The organism is Sporomusa aerivorans, assembly GCF_041428895.1.
In the GTDB taxonomy this organism is placed as follows: domain Bacteria; phylum Bacillota; class Negativicutes; order Sporomusales; family Sporomusaceae; genus Sporomusa; species Sporomusa aerivorans.
The window spans coordinates 5,385,924-5,407,225 of the sequence record NZ_CP156926.1 but is presented as its reverse complement, the minus strand read 5'-3'; the positions used below and the strand labels follow the sequence as shown (position 1 = coordinate 5,407,225).

General features: G+C 47.4%; 16 protein-coding genes. 10 read left to right on the top strand and 6 right to left on the bottom strand.

Annotated elements, in window-relative coordinates; genetic code table 11:
* Positions 1-112 precede the first annotated feature (112 nt).
* The 6 genes from SATMO3_RS25865 to SATMO3_RS25840 all read left to right on the top strand — a co-directional run bounded on the left by SATMO3_RS25865 (position 113) and on the right by SATMO3_RS25840 (position 6,309).
* On the top strand, positions 113-2,491 hold the full coding sequence (locus SATMO3_RS25865) for an ATP-dependent DNA helicase (protein ID WP_371373117.1): 2,379 nt from the start codon (positions 113-115) through the stop codon (positions 2,489-2,491).
* 114 nt (positions 2,492-2,605) lie between these two features.
* Entirely contained in the window at positions 2,606-3,385 is a 780-nt protein-coding gene (locus tag SATMO3_RS25860; RefSeq protein WP_371373115.1) for a hypothetical protein, read from the top strand.
* A gap of 739 nt (positions 3,386-4,124) precedes the next feature.
* A complete protein-coding gene (locus SATMO3_RS25855) occupies positions 4,125-4,829 on the top strand; it encodes a hypothetical protein (RefSeq protein ID WP_371373113.1) in 705 nt (234 codons plus the stop codon).
* A gap of 9 nt (positions 4,830-4,838) precedes the next feature.
* Positions 4,839-5,288, top strand: a complete 450-nt coding sequence (locus tag SATMO3_RS25850; RefSeq protein ID WP_371373111.1) for a hypothetical protein — start codon at positions 4,839-4,841, stop codon at positions 5,286-5,288.
* A gap of 144 nt (positions 5,289-5,432) precedes the next feature.
* Entirely contained in the window at positions 5,433-5,975 is a 543-nt protein-coding gene (locus SATMO3_RS25845) for an NADH peroxidase (protein WP_371373109.1), read from the top strand.
* 13 nt (positions 5,976-5,988) lie between these two features.
* Complete coding sequence (locus SATMO3_RS25840) at positions 5,989-6,309, top strand: DUF1540 domain-containing protein (RefSeq protein WP_371373107.1); 321 nt, start codon at positions 5,989-5,991, stop codon at positions 6,307-6,309.
* Between the two features lie 263 nt (positions 6,310-6,572).
* On the opposite strand, the gene SATMO3_RS25835 is transcribed toward SATMO3_RS25840, so the two are convergent.
* On the bottom strand, positions 6,573-7,325 hold the full coding sequence (locus SATMO3_RS25835; RefSeq protein ID WP_371373105.1) for an exodeoxyribonuclease III: 753 nt from the start codon (positions 7,323-7,325) through the stop codon (positions 6,573-6,575).
* 205 nt (positions 7,326-7,530) lie between these two features.
* Here SATMO3_RS25835 and SATMO3_RS25830 point away from each other — a divergent pair, with 205 nt between their 5' ends.
* Together SATMO3_RS25830 and SATMO3_RS25825 are read left to right on the top strand one after the other, a co-directional pair.
* Complete coding sequence (locus tag SATMO3_RS25830) at positions 7,531-8,973, top strand: NAD(P)/FAD-dependent oxidoreductase (protein ID WP_371373103.1); 1,443 nt, start codon at positions 7,531-7,533, stop codon at positions 8,971-8,973.
* A gap of 393 nt (positions 8,974-9,366) precedes the next feature.
* Positions 9,367-11,397, top strand: a complete 2,031-nt coding sequence (locus tag SATMO3_RS25825; RefSeq protein WP_371373101.1) for a methyl-accepting chemotaxis protein — start codon at positions 9,367-9,369, stop codon at positions 11,395-11,397.
* Between the two features lie 170 nt (positions 11,398-11,567).
* Here the strand turns inward: SATMO3_RS25825 and garD are convergent, their stop codons facing one another.
* The 5 genes from garD to dapA all read right to left on the bottom strand — a co-directional run bounded on the left by garD (position 11,568) and on the right by dapA (position 17,753).
* A complete protein-coding gene (garD, locus tag SATMO3_RS25820) occupies positions 11,568-13,094 on the bottom strand; it encodes a galactarate dehydratase (RefSeq protein WP_371373099.1) in 1,527 nt (508 codons plus the stop codon).
* A 41-nt stretch (positions 13,095-13,135) separates the two neighbouring features.
* Positions 13,136-14,449: a lactate racemase domain-containing protein gene (locus SATMO3_RS25815; RefSeq protein WP_371373097.1), complete on the bottom strand. Its 1,314-nt coding sequence runs from the start codon at positions 14,447-14,449 to the stop codon at positions 13,136-13,138.
* A gap of 28 nt (positions 14,450-14,477) precedes the next feature.
* The gene (locus tag SATMO3_RS25810) at positions 14,478-15,842 is read right to left on the bottom strand and encodes an MFS transporter (protein WP_371373095.1); all 1,365 of its coding nucleotides are present in this window, start codon (positions 15,840-15,842) and stop codon (positions 14,478-14,480) included.
* A gap of 78 nt (positions 15,843-15,920) precedes the next feature.
* Entirely contained in the window at positions 15,921-16,805 is an 885-nt protein-coding gene (gene garR / locus SATMO3_RS25805) for a 2-hydroxy-3-oxopropionate reductase (RefSeq protein ID WP_371373093.1), read from the bottom strand.
* Between the two features lie 30 nt (positions 16,806-16,835).
* On the bottom strand, positions 16,836-17,753 hold the full coding sequence (gene dapA, locus SATMO3_RS25800) for a 4-hydroxy-tetrahydrodipicolinate synthase (RefSeq protein ID WP_371373091.1): 918 nt from the start codon (positions 17,751-17,753) through the stop codon (positions 16,836-16,838).
* Positions 17,754-18,080: 327 nt separating this feature from the next.
* Between dapA and SATMO3_RS25795 the strand changes: the two genes are divergently transcribed.
* Complete coding sequence (locus tag SATMO3_RS25795; RefSeq protein WP_371373089.1) at positions 18,081-19,997, top strand: sigma 54-interacting transcriptional regulator; 1,917 nt, start codon at positions 18,081-18,083, stop codon at positions 19,995-19,997.
* Positions 19,998-20,041: 44 nt separating this feature from the next.
* Positions 20,042-21,259, top strand: a complete 1,218-nt coding sequence (locus SATMO3_RS25790; protein ID WP_371373087.1) for an MFS transporter — start codon at positions 20,042-20,044, stop codon at positions 21,257-21,259.
* The last annotated feature ends 43 nt before the right edge of the window (positions 21,260-21,302 follow it).

The following is a 21,302-nucleotide window of genomic DNA, read 5'->3' as shown; positions in this document are numbered from 1 at the left end:
CCGGCTTCTGTCGGAGAAATATGTTATAGACTTTTTCTGTGCGCGGCGTCAGTAACCCTTTCTTACGCATAGCGGGTCAGGCGGCAATTAGGAAGCAAAAGGAACAGGAAATATGCCGGCAATAAGAGTTGTTAAAACGTCTGTCCGTAATTTAGTTGAATTTGTATTGCGATCAGGGGATCTGGTAGCTGCTTTTACCGGGAGTTCCCGGATGCAGGAGGGGAGCCGGATTCATCGCCGGCTGCAGCAGTCCCAGGGGGCTGACTATGAGTCGGAGGTAAGTCTGTCAATCGTCATTGAATTGTCAGATGCCTGTATTGAGATCAGCGGGCGGGCCGACGGTGTGATTACTGCCAGTGACGCGAATGGCGACCAGGCAGTAACTATTGAAGAAATTAAGTCTACTACCGCCGATATTGGTGAGATAGAGGAAGACTTCAAGCCCTTGCACTGGGCGCAGGCTAAATGCTATGCCCATATGTATGCGGTGCGGCACGGGCTGCCCCAAATGGGTGTTCAGCTTTGTTATTGCCAGGTTGATACCTTGGCGACTAAAACGTTTACAAAAGTATTTTCCGCCGCGGAGCTGGCTCAGTTTTTTGACAGTCTGATAACCCAGTATGCTCTGTGGGCAGCGCGGCTTGGCACCTGGACAGAAATCAGGGACGCTTCCGCTCAGCTTGTCGAGTTCCCTTTCGGTTCTTTCCGGCAGGGGCAGCGGCAGTTGGCGGTGGCCGTTTACCAGACGCTGACCAAAGGCTGTAAGTTATTTGCTCAGGCGCCTACCGGCACCGGTAAAACCATGGCAACACTGTTTCCGGCCATAAAAGCGCTGGGGCTGGGATATGTGGAAAAGATTTTTTTTCTTACCGCCAAAACAGTAACCCGGCAATTGGCCGAGGAGGCTTTCGATCGGCTGCGGCAGGCCGGATTGCACTGCAAAACGCTGACGCTGACTGCGAAAGATAAAATATGCTTTCAGCCGGAGGCAGCCTGTACGCCGGAGGAATGCAGCTACGCCAGAGGCTATTATGACCGGGTTAATGCAGCCTTGGCCGACTGCTGGCAGCAGGAAGCGTTTACCCGGGAGATTGTGGAAGAATATGCGCGTAAACATAACCTCTGTCCGTTCGAACTGTCGCTTGACCTGGCTTTATGGGCAGATGTCGTAATTTGCGACTATAACTATGTGTTTGATCCCAGGGTTTATCTGAAGCGCTTCTTTAACGAAAATAACGGCCAATACTGTTTTCTTGTTGACGAAGCGCACAATCTTGTGGATCGGGCCCGGGAGATGTTTTCGGCTGAGATAGCCAAGCAGGCATTTCTTGATATCAAAAAAGCGGTTAAAACTGAACTGCCTAAGCTCGCCCAAGCCGCCGGCAAAATTAACACTTTTCTTACTAAGGCCGGCAAACTGTGTTCCGAAGAATCTGTGGCCGGTCAGCCCAGACATTTGGTACAAAAGGAACCGTTCCAGGAGATTAATCCGCTGCTGCGCAAGTTTGCCGAGTTGGCGGAAAAGTGGCTGGCTGAGAATAAACCGGCTGTTTTCCGGGAAGAACTGCTGGAGCTTTTTTTTCAGGTTAATGCATATCTCCGGACCGGAGATATGTATGACCAGCGGTATGTCACCTACCTGGAAGCCAGGGAGAAAGACATCAGGCTTAAACTATTCTGTGTGAATCCTTCCGAACTGCTGCGGCAGGCGTTGGAGCGGGGACGGGCAACTGTCTGTTTTTCGGCAACGCTGACCCCGCTTGCTTACTTTGCGGAAATTCTGGGTGGCGAAGAAACAGGCGGTCAATTAACGGTAGCTTCCCCTTTTGACCCCGGTAATCTGAACCTGCTGGTAGCCGACAACATCAGTACAACCTACAAGACGCGGGAAAAAACGTATGAGCACGTAGTTGACAGTATTTGCGCCGCCGTCACCGCCCGTCAGGGAAATTACTTAGTGTTTCTGCCATCGTACCGGTATTTAGACGAAATTAGCCGGCGTTTTTGCCAAAGGCTGCTTCCGGTCGAGGTGATTTGCCAGCAGGGGGAAATGAATGAAGCCGAGCGGGCTGATTTCCTGCACCGGTTTGACCGGGATAACCCGGGAACGCTGGTGGGCTTCGCCGTGCTGGGCGGAATATTTGGCGAAGGCATTGACCTGACCGGCGAGCGACTGGTTGGCGCCGTAATTGTCGGTGTCGGTCTGCCGATGGTTTGCCTGGAACGGGAAATAATCAAAAATTGGTTTGATACCGAAAATGAGAGGGGATTTGAATATGCCTATGTTTATCCCGGGATGAACAAGGTATTGCAGGCTGCCGGGCGGGTGATTCGGACCGAACACGACCGGGGGCTTGTTCTTCTCATTGACGACCGGTTTGCCCACACCCGCTACCGGCGCTTATTTCCGCAGGAATGGCGCGGGGCTTTAAGAGTGAAAAATCCCGCAGGCATTGACGCCGCCGCCAAGCAGTTTTGGTCAGGCATGTGAACGGCTGTGAAGGTGCAGCTGACGCCTGGGATGGATAAAAAAGGATTTGACAATGAAAGGCAGAATAATAATCGATAACAAATAGTTAATAATAATGATAACGGAGGTGCTGTTATGCAATTAGAAAGGGCTTTTCTTGTATTAACCCCTTATGAATCCAGGCGGGTAATTGCCAAGGCAGTCAGTCAATTGACCGATGTTCAGGAAGCGTTGAAAAATGGCTGGATTATCGTGGCCACCGGGAGTACTAACGGCTATGTCGCCGAAGAACTGCTGGGCAGTCCTATCGTCAAGGAAAACTTTATATCCGGGCACATTACGCAGGGCGAAACCTGGAACACCCCGGGCAATCCTGACTTTATTTTCCCCATTGTCCTCTATAAAGGAGTGCGCCAGGATATGAGGGCCGAACAGGCGCTGGAGCAGTTCGGGCCCGGGGATGTCTTTATTAAAGGCGCGAATGCTGTTGATCACCAAGGGCACGCTGCCGTGTTTATGGCCCATCAGGCCGGCGGCACCATTGGCTCGGCCTTAGGGACGCTGTACGCCCGTGGGGCCAAACTTATTATTCCGGTTGGCCTGGAAAAAATGATTCCCAGTGTTACCGAGGCGGTTAAACATAGCGGCAATAGAAGCTATGCTCATACAACAGGCAGTCCGGTAGGAATGATGCCCATTGTGAATGCGATAGTAGTAACCGAGATCCAGGCGTTAACCGATTTATTTGCGGTACAGGCTTACCATATAGGATCAGGCGGTATCGCCGGTTCGGAAGGAGCGGTAAGTCTTGTGCTTGAAGGCGGGCGGGAAGCGGTTAAAAAGGCCTTTGATTTTATCCAAACTATCAAAGGCGAAAAGCCGCTGCAGCGCCCGAACGGAGTACCCAAGCAGTAAGGGCGGGAAATGACGCGGTTAAGATTCACAGGACAGGCAATCTGCTGGAGCAGAACAAGTAAGAGCCGGAGTTGCTACAAGCGGATCCGGCTTTTACTTGTTATATCAGAAATAATAGTTTTGTGAGACAGGAAGCCCTTGTAAAGCTAGGGGCGTTAAGGTAAAGGCCCGACACAGGCGACCGTTATACAACGCTTCGCCGCTGGCGCTTCACCTCCGCTTATGCAACATCCGCCTGCGCCTCAGCACTGTTTATGCCTAGCTTGGCAAGGAGGCGGTGGTTTTGTCTTGTTAACTCAACCTAAAATAGTACCACCACCCCTTCCAGTGGCAGGCGAGCAGGCGGGTAAGCCGGTGTACGCTTATAGCGAGCGCCGGCTTGTCATTTAATAGGCAGCAATTATAAGTTTTTGAGGCGGCAATCCCTCGGCGGCTTCCGCCTTCGCCAACGCGCGCCCGCCGTATTTTCTTTATCCGGATAATAATAGAGGATATGTCAGTTTAGGCTGCCGGTTTGTGTGAAGACGACTGCAGAGGGACGCTAATGCGTGCCGGGCGCTCAATGGCATTACCAAATGACGAATTATAGATTTATTTAATAAAAAAATAGTAAAGATTTTGCAGGAAATAGATTTGATTAGCAGAATTACCTAAAATTAACTCATTGTTTATAATGATAATTTATGAGTAAGAGTAGGCGGCTAAGAATTGAAGCAATGTAAAAAATGAGGTGGACTAAATGGGAAAAGCAATTTTTGAACAGCGGTCAGGCGTACTGGGGGTTGCCGTGGCCAGCGCCTGCGGGGTTGTTACTGCGCAACAATTAATCGGGCTGGGGGAATTGGCTAAAGCAATCACGGTGCATGCGATTAAGATGACAACGCGCCAAACGATTGTTTTCTTGATTAACCGTGAGGATTTGGAAACATTTCAACAGATGATCACCAAGCTGGAACTCAAAATGGGGGTATTTGGCAATGTGGTTCGCAGTGTCAAGGGCTGCGCCGGCAGTGACTCACTGTGTCAGCGCAGCCTGGGCAACGCCTTTGACCTCGGCGTCGCGCTGCAGGAACGGTTTATGAACCGGCCAACGCCTAAAGATTTCAAGATATCTACGGCCGGCTGTATCCGGGCCTGTACCGATCCCTATTGCGCGGATTTTGGCGTTATCGCCCAGGGACCGGATTCCTTTGATATCTATATTGGCGGCCGCGGCGGGAGTAAAAAGCCACTGCATGGCACCCGTATTCTGGATAACGTTACTGGCGAAAGTGCGGCTGAGGTTTTGGAATATGTACTGGCAAAGTATTGTGAGCTTGGACAGGCCAATGAGCGTTTGTGCAAGGTGATTGAGCGCTGCGGCATTGATGTTTTTAAACCGGCTGACGTAAAATATGCCAGTTCCCAAGAGTTTGATGACTTCCTTGCTTTTATGAATGAATAAGAGAAAGTGGTGAGTAAGGTGGAGCAAGAAACCAATTTGGCAAGAGTAAAACAATCCTTGCAGGAATGTTGCCGGGGTGACGTCAGTTGCAGCAGCTGCGCAGGCAAGCAATGTCTGGTGGGGTTCGCCAAAATTGTGGCGGACTATTCCAGCGTCAAAAAAACCTTAGTGATACCCAATGGTATTAAAATGGTGCCGCAGGCCGATTTTAAAACCTATGAAGTGGCTGACGTCGCCAGAGCATTGGCAATCATTAACCTGGAATGCAAAAACTGTATGGATAATCATGACGACAACTGCATTATCAATATCATCCGCTCGTCTTTAGAGGTGGCGTTAACCGGCGATCATCTTGAATTTACCGGCAACCCGCTGATGTATATGATGGCCCTGGGCCGTCTTAATAAGGAACTGGGCGGTGCCGTGATGGAACATTACAATGCACTGAAAAATCCATAGAATGAGAGAAAATACAAAAGAGCTGAAGTGAATGCTGGTTTTCCAGACTTCCTTCAGCTCTTTGTATTGTATGCGGAAAAAAATCCAATACTATATATCTGAGAGTAAACTCTGTTCTCACTTTAACAAGTAGGAGGCGCAGGAATGAAAAAATTTGTTTGTACAATCTGCGGGTATGTGCATGAAGGCGATGAGGCGCCGGACAAATGTCCTGTATGCAAAGCGGCAAAAGATAAATTCAAGGAGATGACCGGGGATTTGACCTGGGCTGATGAACACAGAATCGGTATTGCCAAAGATCTCTCGCCGGAAATTATGGATGGTTTGCGCGCCAATTTCATGGGGGAATGCACAGAGGTCGGCATGTATCTGGCTATGTCACGGCAGGCCGACCGGCAGGGTTATCCTGAAGTTGCCGAGGCCTATAAGCGGATTGCCTTTGAGGAGGCTGAACATGCCGCAAAGTTTGCTGAGATTTTAGGTGAAGTTGTTGTGGCTGATACCAAAGCTAATTTAAGCGCCAGGGTGGAAGCCGAGTATGGTGCCTGTGAAGGCAAAAAGAAACTGGCGACCTTAGCGAAACAAAATAACCTGGATGCCATACATGATACGGTACATGAAATGTGCAAGGATGAGGCGCGTCATGGCTGTGCCTTCAAAGGTTTGCTTGACAGATACTTCAAATAAGGAGAGAAAGCAAATGGCAAAAATAGATTGCGAGGTAACTAACTGTTCACATAATAAATCCGGTGAGTGTTACGCAAACTGTATCGATATTGTGGGCAGCTCGTCCCGGGAAAGCTTTGATACTGCCTGCGGTTCCTATTTAAACAGACTGCATTACTCGGAACTGACCAACAATGTTTTGAGTTCGGGTTTCTGTGACTGCCTGAAATGCACTGTGGAAACCTGCACATATAACAGCAACAAGCTTTGCACGTTAGACCACATTCAGGTTAGCGGATCTAACGCTGAGTATCACTCGCAGACAGCATGTGCGAGTTTTGAGTTCAGAAGCTAATGGCGATATAACACAATTAACGTATGTCTATTGATGCGTTAGCCGGTATGGCCAACGAGATCAACTAAGGATAGCGCGCTGAAGATGCAAAACGAGGGAGAGATACCTTAAATGGGTATCTCCCCCTCGTTTTGCATACTATACTCCGGACGTTGTGACCGGCAGCGACAACAACCGGTAATGGTGGTTTGGTGCTGTTAGTCGGCAAACAAATTATCTTAAAGTGGCCACTAATTTGGTGGCCACTTTTTTTATATACTGATTTAAAATATCTCCAGACCTACCGGGCAGTGATCGCTGCCCATAATGTCGGGATAGATCACGGCCTCCTTCACAGCCTCGCACAGCCGATTGGAAATAATAAAGTAGTCAATACGCCAGCCGATGTTTCGGGCCCTGGCATTCATCATATAGGACCACCACGTATAAGCTTCCGCTTTGTCAGGGAATAACAGGCGGAAGGAGTCGGTGAACCCGGCCTCAAGCAGTGTTGACATCTTGCCGCGTTCTTCATCGGTGAAGCCGGCATTCATCCTGTTGGCTTTAGGGTTTTTGATATCTATTTCCTGGTGAGCCACATTGAGATCGCCGCAGATGATAACCGGCTTTACGCTGTCAAGCTGTAAGAGAAAGGCCTTAAAATCATCTTCCCACTGGTTGCGGTAAGCCAGACGGGTGAGGCCGCGCTGGGAATTGGGGGTATATACATTAACAAGATAAAATTTTTCAAACTCCAGAGTAATGATCCGACCTTCCTGATCATGCTCTTCCTTATTCATGCCATAGCTAACTGACAACGGTGTAACTCTGGTGAAAACAGCCGTGCCGGAGTAGCCTTTTTTTACTGCGCTGTTCCAGTACTCTTCATATCCCTCCAGGACCAGTTCGGACTGTTCCCGCTGCATTTTGGTTTCCTGCACACAGAAAATATCGGCCCCCGCACTGTGGAAAAAATCTTCAAAGCCTTTGGTCAGGCAGGCTCTCAGACCGTTTACATTCCAAGATATTAGCTTCATAGTGTCCCTCTTTCTGACAAGCATAGTGTCGCCTATACCAGAGAATTCTCCGCGAACAGCCTGTTTCCTTTAGCACCGGGTAATTTAACCGCGGTTTCAATGCATTTACGTTCTTAAGGGGAACCAGCAGGCAGGAATTTTTTGCTTTTTGGATAATAACTATCAATAGAAAAATTACTCTGAGCTATTAGAGGAGGGATTTGCAATGTACGATGTCTGCATAATTGGCGCAGGCGTAGTCGGGATGAACATTGCCAGACAACTATCAAGGTACAATTTGCAGGTCTGTGTATTGGAAAAAAACGATGATGTAAGCTGTGGTTGTTCTAAAGCCAACAGCGGGATTGTTCATGGCGGTTATTCCGATGAACCGGGAACCTTAAAGGCCGAATTATGTGTCAGCGGGAACCGGATGTATGAACAACTTGATAAAGAATTAAACTTTGGCTATAGAAAGACAGGTTCGCTGGTCCTGGCTTTTAGCGAGGAAGAGATTCATACCTTGCATACACTTGCCGAATATGGCCGCCGGAACGGAGTTGAAGGACTGGAGGTTATCGCCGGCGACCGGATCCGGACTATGGAACCGTATGTAAGCACAGAAGTCAAGGCTGGTTTATATTGCCCCAACGCCGGGGTCACTTCGCCGTATGAATTTGTGGTGGCCTTGGCGGAAAACGCCGTAGCCAACGGGGTTGTGCTCAAACTGGCGACTGAAGTTACCGCAATCCAGTCCACCGCCACTGGTTTTTCGCTTACCACCGGTCAGGGCGACACCGTTATGGCCCGTTATGTAATTAATGCCGCTGGTATTCACAGTGACCGGATTGCCCAGATGGTCGGGATAAACGACTATCATATCAGTCCGCGGCGGGGCCAGTATGTAGTTTTGGATAAGGAACAGAACTATCTGGTCAAATCAGTGATTTTTCAGGTTCCGACCAAGCTGGGCAAAGGCATCCTGGTGACAACGACCTATCATGGCAACCTAATGATAGGCCCCAATGCCGAGGAGATTGAGGATAAAGAAGATGTGGGGACCGATGATAAAACCTTGGAATATATTGTGAGAACCGCGCGTAAATCCGTTCCTGATTTTAATATGAAAAAAGCTCTCAAATCCTTTGCCGGCAACAGGCCTGTATCCAGCCGGAAGGACTGGATTATTGAAGAAAGTGCTGTGAAGCGGTTTATTAATCTGGTGGGAATTGATTCGCCGGGACTCACATCTTCACCGGCCATTGCTCTAAAAGTGCTGGCTATATTACAGAGCGCCGGGCTGGCGCTTACGCCCAAGACAGACTTTAATCCGTACCGCAAGCCGATTATCCGGCCAAAGAGCGCTGACTTTGACGGGGATATCAATGCGGCCGAACCTGATCGTCATCTGATTTGCCGCTGCGAGAAGGTAACTGAGGCCGAGATCATCGATTGCCTGCAGCGTGGTATTCCTGTAAATTCGGTTGCGGCTGTAGGCCGGCGGACCCGGGCCGGCTATGGCACTTGTCAGGGTGCTTTCTGCGGGTCGAGAGTCCGGCAGGTGATTGCCCGTGAACTTAATATCCCGCTCGAGGCAGTGCCTGAACGGGGGGAGACATCTTCTACCTTAGTGGAGCGAGCAAAACGTATCGACATGCTCCAAATGTGAAAGGTTGGCCCAGTTAGGAGACCTGACGATGTCCCAATGCGGTTTTTTGCCCGGCAAAAAATTAAAATGGTTAGTTGTGGCCGTCAGCTTGCTAGTTGGCGGCCTCTCAGCCTATTTGCTGCTGGTGTGTCGCGGGACTCCCGCTGGATGAGCCTAATCGTCTTTCTGGGAGGCTGCCTCGGGCACACTGTTACTCATTTTTACCTTTTTAAGTATATTATGGATACTAGGGGACGAATAAGTGCCTACTTGCCACCGGAATCTGCAGTATTTACTATTATAACATAACAGTTTTCTGGACAACCGGAGGCGCGACTGAGACTGCCGTGCTTTCGGAGCTGGGATTTATCTACTGTACTATTTCTATTTCATATACAGAAAGGACGAATACATATGAAAATTACCAACATCCATACACGGCTTTTAATGCTGCTATTACCCTGCTTCATCATTTCTTTTGGTCTTTTGGCCAGCGTCAGCTATTATTTGTCCTCACATGCTCTCTCTAAGTCGCTTGACGAAACGGCACAGGCTGTTGGCACCGATTATGCAAAGCGTATTGAGGCTTATATTCAAAATGCTATTGTACAACAACAGTCGTTCGCTATGTTGCCCGGATTACGTAATCCGGCTGACCGGCAGCAGCTTATAGCCGCCTTGTCTGAGTGTCAAACCAATTCCCAATATCTTGAAACGACAGTTTTTATCGGTATGGACGGAATGGCTATCCGTGCAGACGGCAGTTCTATCCAACTGGGAGACCGGGAATATTTCAAAAAGGTTGTAGCTACTAAGAAACCGGTTGTATCCGAACTGCTGATGTCAAAAACAACCGGCAAGCTTGCTTTTAATATTGCTGTGCCGGTTATGAGCAATGGCAATATGATTGGAGTACTTACAGGTTCTTTTGCGGTTGACAAGCTGACCACTCTCATAAAAGATTTGTCCTGGCTGAATACCGGCTATGGTTTGCTGGCTAATGGTGACGGCACCGTTCTTGCTCACCCGAAACAGCCGGAATTAGTTGGCAAACTTAACCTGACTGAGAAAAAGTCCAGCGCCGATCTGAAATTACAGCAAGCAGAGCAGGACGACCGTATGGTCAATATGTTTAAAGCCAGTGCTGACAGTGGCAAAACAGTTCTCGGAGTTTATGATTTTAACGGCGTTACCCGGATTGCCCAGATGTCGGCAATCGATTTGCCGGGCGGCCAGCGCTGGATTTTATTGCTTACCGCGCCGGAAACCGAGGCCAGGCAGTCTCTTAACGTACTGACGCGCAGTATGCTGGGCGTTATGGTTATTTGTCTTGTTTTGGCTATCGCCGCCATCATTTTTATCAGCCGTCATATTGCCGCCCCCATCCGCCGGTTGCGTGATGAAACTATTAAACTTACCCAGGGAGATCTGCGTGAACGTCCGCTTACTGTCGACACTCAGGATGAGATTGGCCAGTTGGCCCGGGGGGTTGGCAATCTGCGCAGCAACTGGCACACTCTAATTGGCAAAGTTATCGCCGATGCCGAACAAGTAGCCGCCGCCAGCGGGGAATTGACGAACGGAGCCCAGCAATCGGCTAATGCCGCCAACCAGGTGGCCGGTTCTATTGTTACGATAGCCCAGGGATCTGCCGCACAAGCCGAATCCAGCAGCCGCATTGCTGTTGTTACGCAGGACCTAGCGTTTAAAACCGAAGAACTGGCCACTTCGGCCAATAACATCTCCGGCCTTGCCAACTCGACTTCGCAGGCTGCCGCCCAGGGTCAGCAGACCATCAGTCAGGCTGTTGAGCAGATGAAAACAATTGGGGATAATTCAGCCGTCATAAGTGCTACTATGGAAGAACTCAACACAGGCTCCCAGGAGATCAACGAAATCGTAACGCTTATCTCATCAATTGCTTCTCAAACCAATCTGCTGGCTTTAAACGCCGCCATCGAAGCCGCACGCGCCGGTGAACAAGGACGCGGCTTCGCCGTTGTAGCCGAGGAAGTCAGAAAACTGGCCGAACAAGCAGGTGAAGCCGCTCATAAAATTAGTCTGCTCATTACCCAAAATCAGGTTAATATGGATCGGGCGATCACTGCTACGCAGACCGGAACCGGCAGCATTCAAACCGGCATCGATCTTGTCGGTTCCGCCGGCGAGACCTTTAGCGTCATTGTTGCCAACGTGCTGAATCTTTCCGAGCAGATAAACACAATGTCTGCTTCCATCCAGCAGGCAGTTACCGCTATCCATTCTGTGGCCGCTTCGGCCGGAGAAATTGATACATCGGCTAAGATTGCAACTTCTGAAGCCGAGACGGTATCGGCAGCAACTGAGGAACAATCAGCTTCTATGGAAGAGATCGCTGCGTCGAGTCAAAGCTTGGCTAACCTGGCTGCCAACCTGAAGGCTGGTGTTGCCAAGTTTCAGATTTAAGCAAAAATATGTCATTGGCGGTTTCTTATCGCCAGCCAATAATCCATCTATATAACCTCTTATAAAATGAAAGCAAGTGGCACCTTAGGAAATGCCCTAAAGTTGTCCACTTGCTTGTCATTTTTAGGGCGACGTTGAAGGGAACCTGGTACTGCTGCCCGATTACCTTATCAGGTAACAGGCGCTGGATTGAAAAGACATAAGTCATTGTGTAAGCCCCATTGATCGGCCCAAGGTTTTTTTCGGCCGCTGGCTACATCCAAAATTAAGCGGAATATTTCCCAGCCTACCTCTTCTATTGTGGCTTCGCCTGTTGCAATTGTACCAGCGTTCACATCAATAAGATCATGCCAGTGTTCGGTCAAAGCAGTACGGGTAGAAACCTTAATTACTGGCGCCATGGCCAGGCCATAAGGCGTTCCCCGGCCAGTGGTGAATACCTGCACATGAATTCCTGAGGCCAACTGAAGTGTACCGCAGATAAAGTCACTGGCAGGAGTAGCCGCGTATATCAGGCCTTTCTCTGTTGGTCTTTCGCCAGGGGATAAAACTTCCGCTATGGGGCTGCTGCCGGATTTGGCTATGGAACCAAGCGCCTTTTCAACTATGTTTGCCAGTCCGCCTTTTTTGTTGCCGGGGGCAGTATTGGAACTGCGATCTACTTTACCGAGATCTAAATACCGGTCATAATATTTCATTTCCCGGATTAGGGCTTTCCCGACTTCCTCATTGACAACCCGGGGTGTTAACAGGTGAATTGCATCCCGCACTTCGGTTACCTCGGAAAACATTGCTGTTGCCCCGGCCCGTACCAGTAAATCGGCTGCATAGCCTACCGCCGGATTGGCAGTAACCCCCGAAAAAGCATCACTGCCGCCACACTGGAGACCAACCACCAAATCAGAAACAGGACAGGTGACACGCTTGCGCTCATTGAGTCGCTTTAATCTTTCGCCCGCCATTTTCACAATGGCCTGAACCATGTTTATAAAACCTTGGTGATCCTGAAGTGACAGGATATTGGCTTTGTCAGGTACGGGTATAACCTGTTCGGGTAATAATTTCTCGCAGCCTAAGCCTACAATCAGTACTTCCCCGCCAAAATTGGGATGGATGGCAAGATTGCGGAGTGTGCGAATAGGTACAACCGCTTCGGGGGCATTTATTGCTACGCCGCAGCCATAGTTATGCTTTAACGCTACTACATCATCCACATTGGGGTATAGGGGAAGAAGTTCCTCTTTAATTTTTTTAACAGCATAGTCAAGAACACCTACAACACATTGAACGCTCGTGCTAATTCCAAGAAGGTTCTTGGTGGCAACTGTGCCATTTTCATTGCGAAATCCTTCGAAGGTATAGCCTTCTAAAGGCGGCAGGACTGGCGGCACTTTATTACCTAAAAGCAAATCATCCAATTCCGGAGCTGTCGGCATGACTACCAATGACTCTTCTATCCAGCTGCCTTTGGGAATGGACTGGATTGCGTAGCCAATGACTTCACCATAACGGATGATTTCCTCATTTTGTGCTAAATCTTTTAAGGCTACTTTATGCCCTTGTGGCACATGCTCGATTAACGTTAGTCCACAAGGAAATACGGTTCCGGCAGGCAGGCCACCAGCGTTAACAATAATCGCTACGTTATCTTCGGCATTCACTTTAATATATAAGGGTTCATTAGACGTGCTAGTCATACTTGCAAATCCTCTCTATGTCAATTCGCTTTAAATTTCCTCTACTCGTTACTAATCATAGTTATCAGGCTTCCCGCGTTATCAAAGTCCAGAGATTCAGGCTCACCCTCTACAAACAAACCCTCATACTTTCCCTGAAGCACATCTCTGTAATAGGCTTCTGACAGCATAATGTGCCCGATATGAAGGCTGTTAGGAATACGAATGATTCTTGCATTGTCTTTGTCGGCATTGTTTAATGTTCGTATACATAATTGAATAGCCTCCTTATCGGTTGCCACTACAATCGGAATCCCTGCCGACTTTAATACAGTGCTAGTCAGGCAGTTGGGATACATTTTTTCAGGATCCAGCTTGTCAAACAACCGTTTCGTGATTGCGCTGGCCAGACCGGTACCCAGTCCGTTTCCATGAGAACATTCGGTGATATCTAAAAAACACGTTCTTTGAACCTTAACACCGCCGGAGGCATACTCCGTTGAAAATGTTCCCGTAATATTAGGATCTACCCCGGTTCCGCTAAAATTTTTACCTATTTCGTCGACGACAAGAACATCACATTCTCCCACAAGAAGTTTTGGCATGTTTTCAAAGGCATATTTTAATAGTTCCGGTTCTCTTTTCATAATGTCATCTCTGTGAATGGCCTCAATTTTACATGTCTCGTCAAAGGCATTTTCAATACAAGGAATTGCAAATAAAATAGGAGCTTTCGCAAGAATAACTTTTGCACTGGCGGGAATATTTTGCCCGATCTTCCCCATACCATCACTATGGACAACTTCTGCACCAGCTTGTTTTCCCAATCCTATTGTCATCATCTTGCAGGGGCCGCTCTCATAGGGCCCCCGGAATGCATTGTGAGGTTTTAACCGACAAGAAACAATTATACCGTCAGATTCATAAGCTAATTTATCCATATAGACTGGTTTTTCCAGTTCTGAATGACCTAACAGCACCGTTTCCATACAGGATTTTATGGGACATCCCATGGATGTTTCCGAAATGTTATAGCCTGCCAATAAATCAAGCTGACCTTCCGCAGTTGCCCCGCCGTGGCTTCCCATTGCAGGCACAATAAAGGGATTGGCACCACGTGATTTAACAAAGTCAACGATTGCTTTCGTAATGATATCGACGTTCGCGATCCCTCTACTTCCTGCGGTTATAGCGATATTCATCCCGCTCATAATTTGATTTGAGAATTTTTCCTGAGATAATTCTGCAAAAATAACTGCCGGTATATCCCGGGGCATAATCTGTGGCCTGGGAAAGATTTGTTTTGCGCGAAACATTTTGGGAATTTGCACATGTTCTAATAGCTTTGAAACAACGCCGCCTTTTTTTACTTCCACTTTACTCCCTCCCCGTCACTCAACTTACCTAATTTGCCGAATCTGTTTTGTTAGCACCAGCATGATTACTTTGCACGTCAGAAGGGTTGGCAGAACTTATCTCTAAACGTTTTACATCGCCAACAATAAACAAATATGAAAATGCTCCTAATAATCCAATCAGCCCTACATACAACAAAGCGCCGTTAAAAGAGCCGGTAGCTTTCAAAATGAAGCCAATAGCAAGAGGCGTGACTATGCTTGCTATGTTCCCGAAGAAATTAAAAATGCCCCCGCTAATCCCTAATAATTCCTTTGGTGATGTATCGCTAACAATACACCAGCCTAAGTTTCCTACTCCTTTCGAGAAGAAGGCCAGCGACATAACTCCGATAACGATGACTTCGGATGACACATAGTTTGCAACTATGATAGTACTTGAAAGAAGTAACCCCAGCACAATCGGAGTTTTACGGGCAACAGTTAAACTCTTCCCCCGTTTTAACAGCCAATCCGACCAAAGGCCGCCAACCATACCGCCAACAAAACCGGCAAGTGCAGGAATAGAAGCCACAAATCCAACTTTTAGCATGGACATGCCTTTCGCTTGCACTAAGTATGTCGGAAACCAAGTTAAGAAAAACCAAGTAATCGTGGTAAGACAAAATTGACCTAGGTAAACACCAAGCATCATTCGATTACTTACTAAGCCGCGGACCTGGGACCATTTGATTTCGGATTTCTTGTCACCGAGATTGGCTATTCCACCACCAGCTTGAATATAATCGAGTTCAGCCTGGTTTACACCTTTATGATTTTTTGGTTCTCTAACGTACTTTAGCCAAAATACACCTAATAGAATGCCAATGCCACCGGCCCAGAAGAAGATATGATGCCAGCTGAAAGCATGCAAAATCCAGGCCATTAATGGCGTGAATGCAGCCAAAGCAAAATACTGAGCTGATTGATATACGGAAGTCGCAAAACCGCGTTCATGAGTTGGAAACCACATTACAGTCAGTCTGCTATTTGTGGGAAATGCAGGTGTCTCTGCAACACCCATCAAAAGCCGTAAAATAAAAAGGGCAACAAAGGCCGACGAAAAATACCCTACAAAGCCTTGAAAAAAAGTGAAAATAGACCAAAGTATCAATCCCGTACCATAAACCAAGCGTGCCCCATATTTGTCCAATACCCAGCCACCAGGAATTTGCAATGAAGTATATGACCAGCCAAATGCGGAAAATGCCAATCCCATAGCGACGGTATCAAAACCGAGTTCCTTTCCCATAACTGGGGCAGCAATAGATAGTGTGGCACGGTCAACATAGTTAAAAGTAGTAACCATAAATATCATAGCTAAAATAACGTATCGGATATTGGTCTTCTTGGTAACCAATGAAGTATTATCCATCTAACTCTCTCCATTCATTTCAGATTAATCAAACTTTTCGGGTTATACAGGGTCCGTAAACCCTGTGCCTTGTACTGGCTACCGTTTTACTTCAATATTAGCAAGTTTCTCATAGAATTTCACTAAGCTGCCATGGTCACAGTCACCCAATCCGTCTACTTTGAGCGACTGCATCATTTCCATGACCGATGCGGTAAGCGGCAGTGAAACTCCGATTTCATGCGAGGTTTCAAGTACGTTAGCCAGATCTTTTATGTGAAGATTGATTCTGAACCCCGGGTTGAACTTACGATCCATTACTAAAGGAGCCTTAGCATCTAATACTGTGCTTCCGGCCAGACCGCCACGAATGGCCTGGTACACCAATTCCGGTTCAACGCCTGCTTTGGCAGCCAGGACCAGAGCTTCCGCCATAGCAGCAATATTAAGGGCTACAATTACCTGGTTGGCAAGCTTGGTCACATTGCCGGCGCCGATGTCACCGGTACGTACAACTGAGCCAGCCATAGCTTTCATAACAGCATAATACTTGTCAAATACCTCTTGTTTACCGCCGACCATGACAGATAATGTTCCATCGATGGCTTTCGGTTCCCCGCCACTAACCGGCGCATCCAATAGTTCGATACCTTTCTTTGCAAGTTTCTCACCTATTTCCCTGCTGACCAACGGTGCGATAGAACTCATGTCGATTACCACAGTTCCTGGTTTCGCACCTTCAATTACGCCATTTTCGCCAAGCACAACTTCTTTCACTTGCGGTGAGTTAGGCAGCATGGTGATTACAGCTTCAACCTGCTCGGCCACTTCTTTAGGATTAGTCGCGACGGTAGCGCCAAGTGCGGAAATTTCTTCCACAACCGCCAGATTGCGGTCAAGCACAACCAGTTCATACCCTGCCTGCAAAAGATTTTTGCTCATAGGCTTGCCCATGATTCCAAGACCAATAAAACCGATTTTCATATTATCTGACTCCTTTTATATCATTTTAGTTTATTTTAGTAAACCCATTCCGATTAGAACCTTGCGAAGACTTTCCCTCTCTTCCGCGGTCATCGGCCCTACCGGGTCCATACAAGGGCCGGCTTCAATCCCCAGTATGGTTAAGGACTCCTTTATTACAGCCGGGAAAGTGCCGATAGTAAAAGCGATTCGAAGCGGTGCCAGTGTGAATTGAGCCTGTAGCGAGCCTTTTAGGTCACCGGCTATAAATTTATCATAAATATCGGCGCATAATCTCGGCGCTACATTGGCGCATGAAGCAATAGAACCTGCTGCTCCGTAACAGAGTGCTCCGTAGATAAGCGTATCGCGGCCCACTAATACGTTAAAATCATCCCGGTCGCGAGTGAGGCGAATATATTCAGCAGTTAATGTTAAGTCGCCGCTTGAATCCTTAATGCTGATAATGTTAGCTACTTCAGCTAATTTGGCAACTGTTGAAGCAGCCAGATTCACACCGGTTTTAGGCGGATTATTGTAAAGCACTACCGGCAGTGATGTGTTTGCCGCAACCGTTTTAAAGTGTTCGAATAATTGCCCTTGATTCGGGGTAATGAACATCGGTGTTAAAACAGATACCGCATCGACTTTGCAGTCCTCGGCCAATTGCGTAAGCATCACTGTCTCCCGGGTTGTAATTCCATTTGTCCCTGCATAAACTGGAACTCTTCCTTTGGTTTCATCCATAGTTACCTGGAAAACTTCCCGCTTTTCTTCGGGCGTCAGCCCATAAAACTCGCCAGTTGTTCCGACAACAAACAGTCCATGAACACCGCCATCAATCAAGTAATTAACAAGCTTGCGCATGGCCGGTTCATTGAACTTGCCCTCTGACGTTAGCGGGGTGATCACGGCAGGTATAATTCCTCGTGCCTGAAACCGACTTTCCTTTTTGTTATTTGCTTCCATGAAAAGCTCCTCTCGTTAATCTGTTTAGTGGTAAAGCGCATAAACCATCATAGTTGTTGTGACTCATTAATCTAGATTGTCCCGCATGGAGTGGCATACCTCACTCCATACCACAAATTCTGCCGGCAAAGACATATACGCCTATACTGAACTCAATAGATATTAACGCAATAACTGTGCCAACTTCTAAAAACCCTGAAATTACTGAAAAGTATAACATTCGTCATCAAATAGAAAGCTGCTGACTCAACAACATTTGTTGTTGAACTTGTGGTGCAAAGATTATACAATACAAGTACAGCCCATTTTAGCGATATGAGGTGTACGATGTCTAAAATTGCTTTTATCGCACCGGACAAGCAGCTTTATCTGCAGAGTAAAAGAATAATCAGAGAGCTTGGCTTAGAAACAAAGATCGATATCTACCTGGCAAGACTGAAAAGAGCCATTACTCTTGCTCAGCGTCTGCAGAATGAAGATGTCGATGTTATTGTTTGCCGAGGCGGGACGGCAACATCTATTATCGATTCGAAAATCCGTATACCCGTTGTCGAAATTCCCATCACCGGACAAGACCTTGCCCAGTTATTTCACGAGGCCAAAAAAATAACAGGTCTTGCCGCTCCCAAGCTCGCAATGCTGGCATTTCGCAACATGACCCATGACATAGAATCTCTTTCTGATATTTTAGGAATTAAATTAACCATTTTACCCTTGAAGAATATGAATGACATTACTACCAGAAATGAAGAAATAGACATTAGTACTGTAGACGTAGTTGCCGGCGGAAGACGATCGGTACTTTTAGCATCGCGAAAAGGCATAAAAACACTATTAATAAAATCAGGCGATTTTTCGATAAAGTCAGCACTCTTGGAAGCCAAAAAGATCGTTCTGGCCAGAAAAATTGAAAAAGAGCAAGCACAAGAATTTAAAGCACTGGTCGACTTTTCGTCAGATGGCATTATTAGTGTAAGCCAGGATAGAATTATTAAAGTTTTTAATCCTACAGCAGAGAAATTGCTTAATCTCGCTGCTAAAGAAACCCTGGGACAGAATGTGGACACTATTTTAAACTTCCTTGACCTAAACCCATGTTTACAGAACGGACAGGAGCTTATAGGTCAGACGATTCAGGTAAACAACAACTGGCTGAGTTTTAACATAGCTCCCATTGTCGTTGACCGGCTAATAACCGGGGCCATTATAACCATTCAAGATATCACCCGTGTTCAAGAGATTGAAACAAAAATCCGCAATGATGTTCTTGCGAGAAAGTTTATCGCCAAGTACCAGTTTAAAGACATTATCGGCAATTCACCGGAGTTGGTTGAAAGTAAAAGAATAGCTCAGGAAATTGCCTCTATCGACGCTACTGTATTGATCTACGGAGAGTCAGGGACAGGCAAGGAATTATTCGCGCAAAGCATCCACAATAAAAGCCAAAGAAAAAACAGACCCTTTGTTGCTATTAACTGCGCTGCTTTGCCGTCAAACCTGCTGGAAAGCGAGCTTTTTGGCTACGTGGAAGGAGCGTTTACCGGCGCCAATAAAAAAGGCAAGCAAGGTTTGTTTGAAATGGCCCATCGCGGAACCATTTTTCTGGATGAGATATCTGAAATGGATAAGTACGGACAAAACCGCCTGCTGCGAGTATTGCAGGAAAAGCAGGTCATGCGCTTAGGTGACGACAAGGTTATCCCTGTGGATGTAAGGATCATTGCGGCAACCAACAAAGACCTTATAGATTTAATTAGTGAAGGACAATTTAGACAGGACTTATTCTACAGGCTAAAATTATTGACACTGGATCTGCCGCCGCTGCGAGAAAGAGATGGGGATGTTAAGCTTCTGGCCCTGCATTTTGTCGAGTTGTTCAGAAAGAAATATAATAAAAATCTCGATTTTAGTCCGGAAACCTACGGATTTTTAGATGAACATCCTTGGCCGGGTAATGTTCGGGAATTCATGTATTTTATCGAAAGGCTAGTAATAATAGCGAAAGAGAAAACGATCACACCGGCAGTATTGGGAAAATATTGGGATAGGAAGCATGCTGTCGGTCATAACAAACCCGGCGCATCTTTCCCGGCAGCGGCGAAATCGGAAAAAGATCAAATAATCGAAGCGCTGGAAGCGTGCAAATCAAATATCTCCCGCACGGCCCGGATGTTAAACATTGATAGAACCACACTTTATAAAAAACTGAGACTGTATGATATACAGGTTATGAAATCGTATTGAAAATCAAAGTACAATATTGAACTGAAAGTAAGGGGAGTCTTTTCGTGAACTGGCGGAGAAATCTTTGGACATTAGCACTGGCAGTGATGCTGTCAGGCTCAAGCTATACAATGGTAATACCGTTTTTGCCATTATACCTTTTGGATATCGGCGCAAGTCCGGATAATGTAAATATGTGGTCAGGCCTGGTATTTTCCAGCACCTTTCTGGTAGCCGCCGTGCTGGCGCCTTATTGGGGGCGCTGTGCCGACAGGAGTGGCCGGCGCCGCATGGTGATGCGGGCCGGGTTTAGTCTGGCCGTTGTTTATTTCCTGGGAGCGTTCGTCCGAAATCCGGTGGAATTATTGATTGTCAGACTGCTGCAGGGGTTTGCCAATGGTTTTGTACCGGCGGCCATGTCTATTGTGGCGACTTCAGCCCCCAAAGAACATCTGGGCTTTAGCCTTGGGATTATGCAGACAACGCTTTTGATCGGCGGAATTATCGGACCTTTGTTTGGCGGGACGCTGTCGCATATTTTCGGCATGCGTTTGTCCTTTGTAATTGCGGCGGTTATTATTTTTTGCGGAACGGTAATGGTGGGCAGGCTGGTAATTGAGCCGGAGACAAATCCGGAAAGTCAGGAAGGCAGCATAATGGACGATCTAAAAACGGCTTTCGCCAATCACCGGCTGATGCAGATGCTGTTTCTGCTGTTTGCGGTGCAGGCTGTAGCTATGGTACTGCAGCCGCTGATCGCCTTATACGTGGCAGAACTGCAAGGCAGCATCGAAGGGGTGGCGTTAACGGCCGGGATAATATATAGTCTGGCCGGTATTGCCGGTGCAATTGCCGCTCCTCAGTGGGGGCGGCTGGGCCAGCGGCAGGGTTTCGCCAAGATTTTGGTGATTGCGTTTGCCGGCGCCGGTATTTTTAACCTGGCGCAGTTTTGGGCGGAGAATATCATTGAGTTCAGTGTGCTGCAGTTTCTGTACGGCCTTTTTGTTGTCGGCGTTTTTCCGGCTATCAATACCATTGCCGTATCCTGTACCGATGCCAATTCGCAGGGGCGGGTTTTTGGCCTGACGACAACCGCCAATCAATTTGGCTCCATGACCGGACCGCTTATTGGCGGTGCGCTGAGTTCCTGGCTGGGCATTAAAGCGGTATTTCTTTTTACCGGCAGTATGTTATTGTTGTTGGGCGGCTTAGTGCTGTTTAACCGGTTTCACAGGGACGCGCCCGGCAATTGCCGGCCGGCTTCTGACGTCAGCAATGAATAATAAAATTTTTTTTACTTCCTAATATTTCAAAGGAAATTCTAAA

Excerpts from the sequence above, each read along its gene's own strand:
- SATMO3_RS25835 (WP_371373105.1), bottom strand. The coding sequence starts at position 7,325 with ATGAAGCTAATATCTTGGAATGTAAACGGTCTGAGAGCCTGCCTGACC.
- SATMO3_RS25860 (WP_371373115.1), top strand. The coding sequence starts at position 2,606 with ATGCAATTAGAAAGGGCTTTTCTTGTATTAACCCCTTATGAATCCAGG.
- SATMO3_RS25810 (WP_371373095.1), bottom strand. The coding sequence starts at position 15,842 with ATGGATAATACTTCATTGGTTACCAAGAAGACCAATATCCGATACGTT.
- SATMO3_RS25855 (WP_371373113.1), top strand. The coding sequence starts at position 4,125 with ATGGGAAAAGCAATTTTTGAACAGCGGTCAGGCGTACTGGGGGTTGCC.
- SATMO3_RS25840 (WP_371373107.1), top strand. The coding sequence starts at position 5,989 with ATGGCAAAAATAGATTGCGAGGTAACTAACTGTTCACATAATAAATCC.
- SATMO3_RS25830 (WP_371373103.1), top strand. The coding sequence starts at position 7,531 with ATGTACGATGTCTGCATAATTGGCGCAGGCGTAGTCGGGATGAACATT.
- SATMO3_RS25795 (WP_371373089.1), top strand. The coding sequence starts at position 18,081 with ATGTCTAAAATTGCTTTTATCGCACCGGACAAGCAGCTTTATCTGCAG.
- SATMO3_RS25845 (WP_371373109.1), top strand. The coding sequence starts at position 5,433 with ATGAAAAAATTTGTTTGTACAATCTGCGGGTATGTGCATGAAGGCGAT.
- SATMO3_RS25825 (WP_371373101.1), top strand. The coding sequence starts at position 9,367 with ATGAAAATTACCAACATCCATACACGGCTTTTAATGCTGCTATTACCC.
- garR (WP_371373093.1), bottom strand. The coding sequence starts at position 16,805 with ATGAAAATCGGTTTTATTGGTCTTGGAATCATGGGCAAGCCTATGAGC.
- garD (WP_371373099.1), bottom strand. The coding sequence starts at position 13,094 with ATGACTAGCACGTCTAATGAACCCTTATATATTAAAGTGAATGCCGAA.
- dapA (WP_371373091.1), bottom strand. The coding sequence starts at position 17,753 with ATGGAAGCAAATAACAAAAAGGAAAGTCGGTTTCAGGCACGAGGAATT.
- SATMO3_RS25865 (WP_371373117.1), top strand. The coding sequence starts at position 113 with ATGCCGGCAATAAGAGTTGTTAAAACGTCTGTCCGTAATTTAGTTGAA.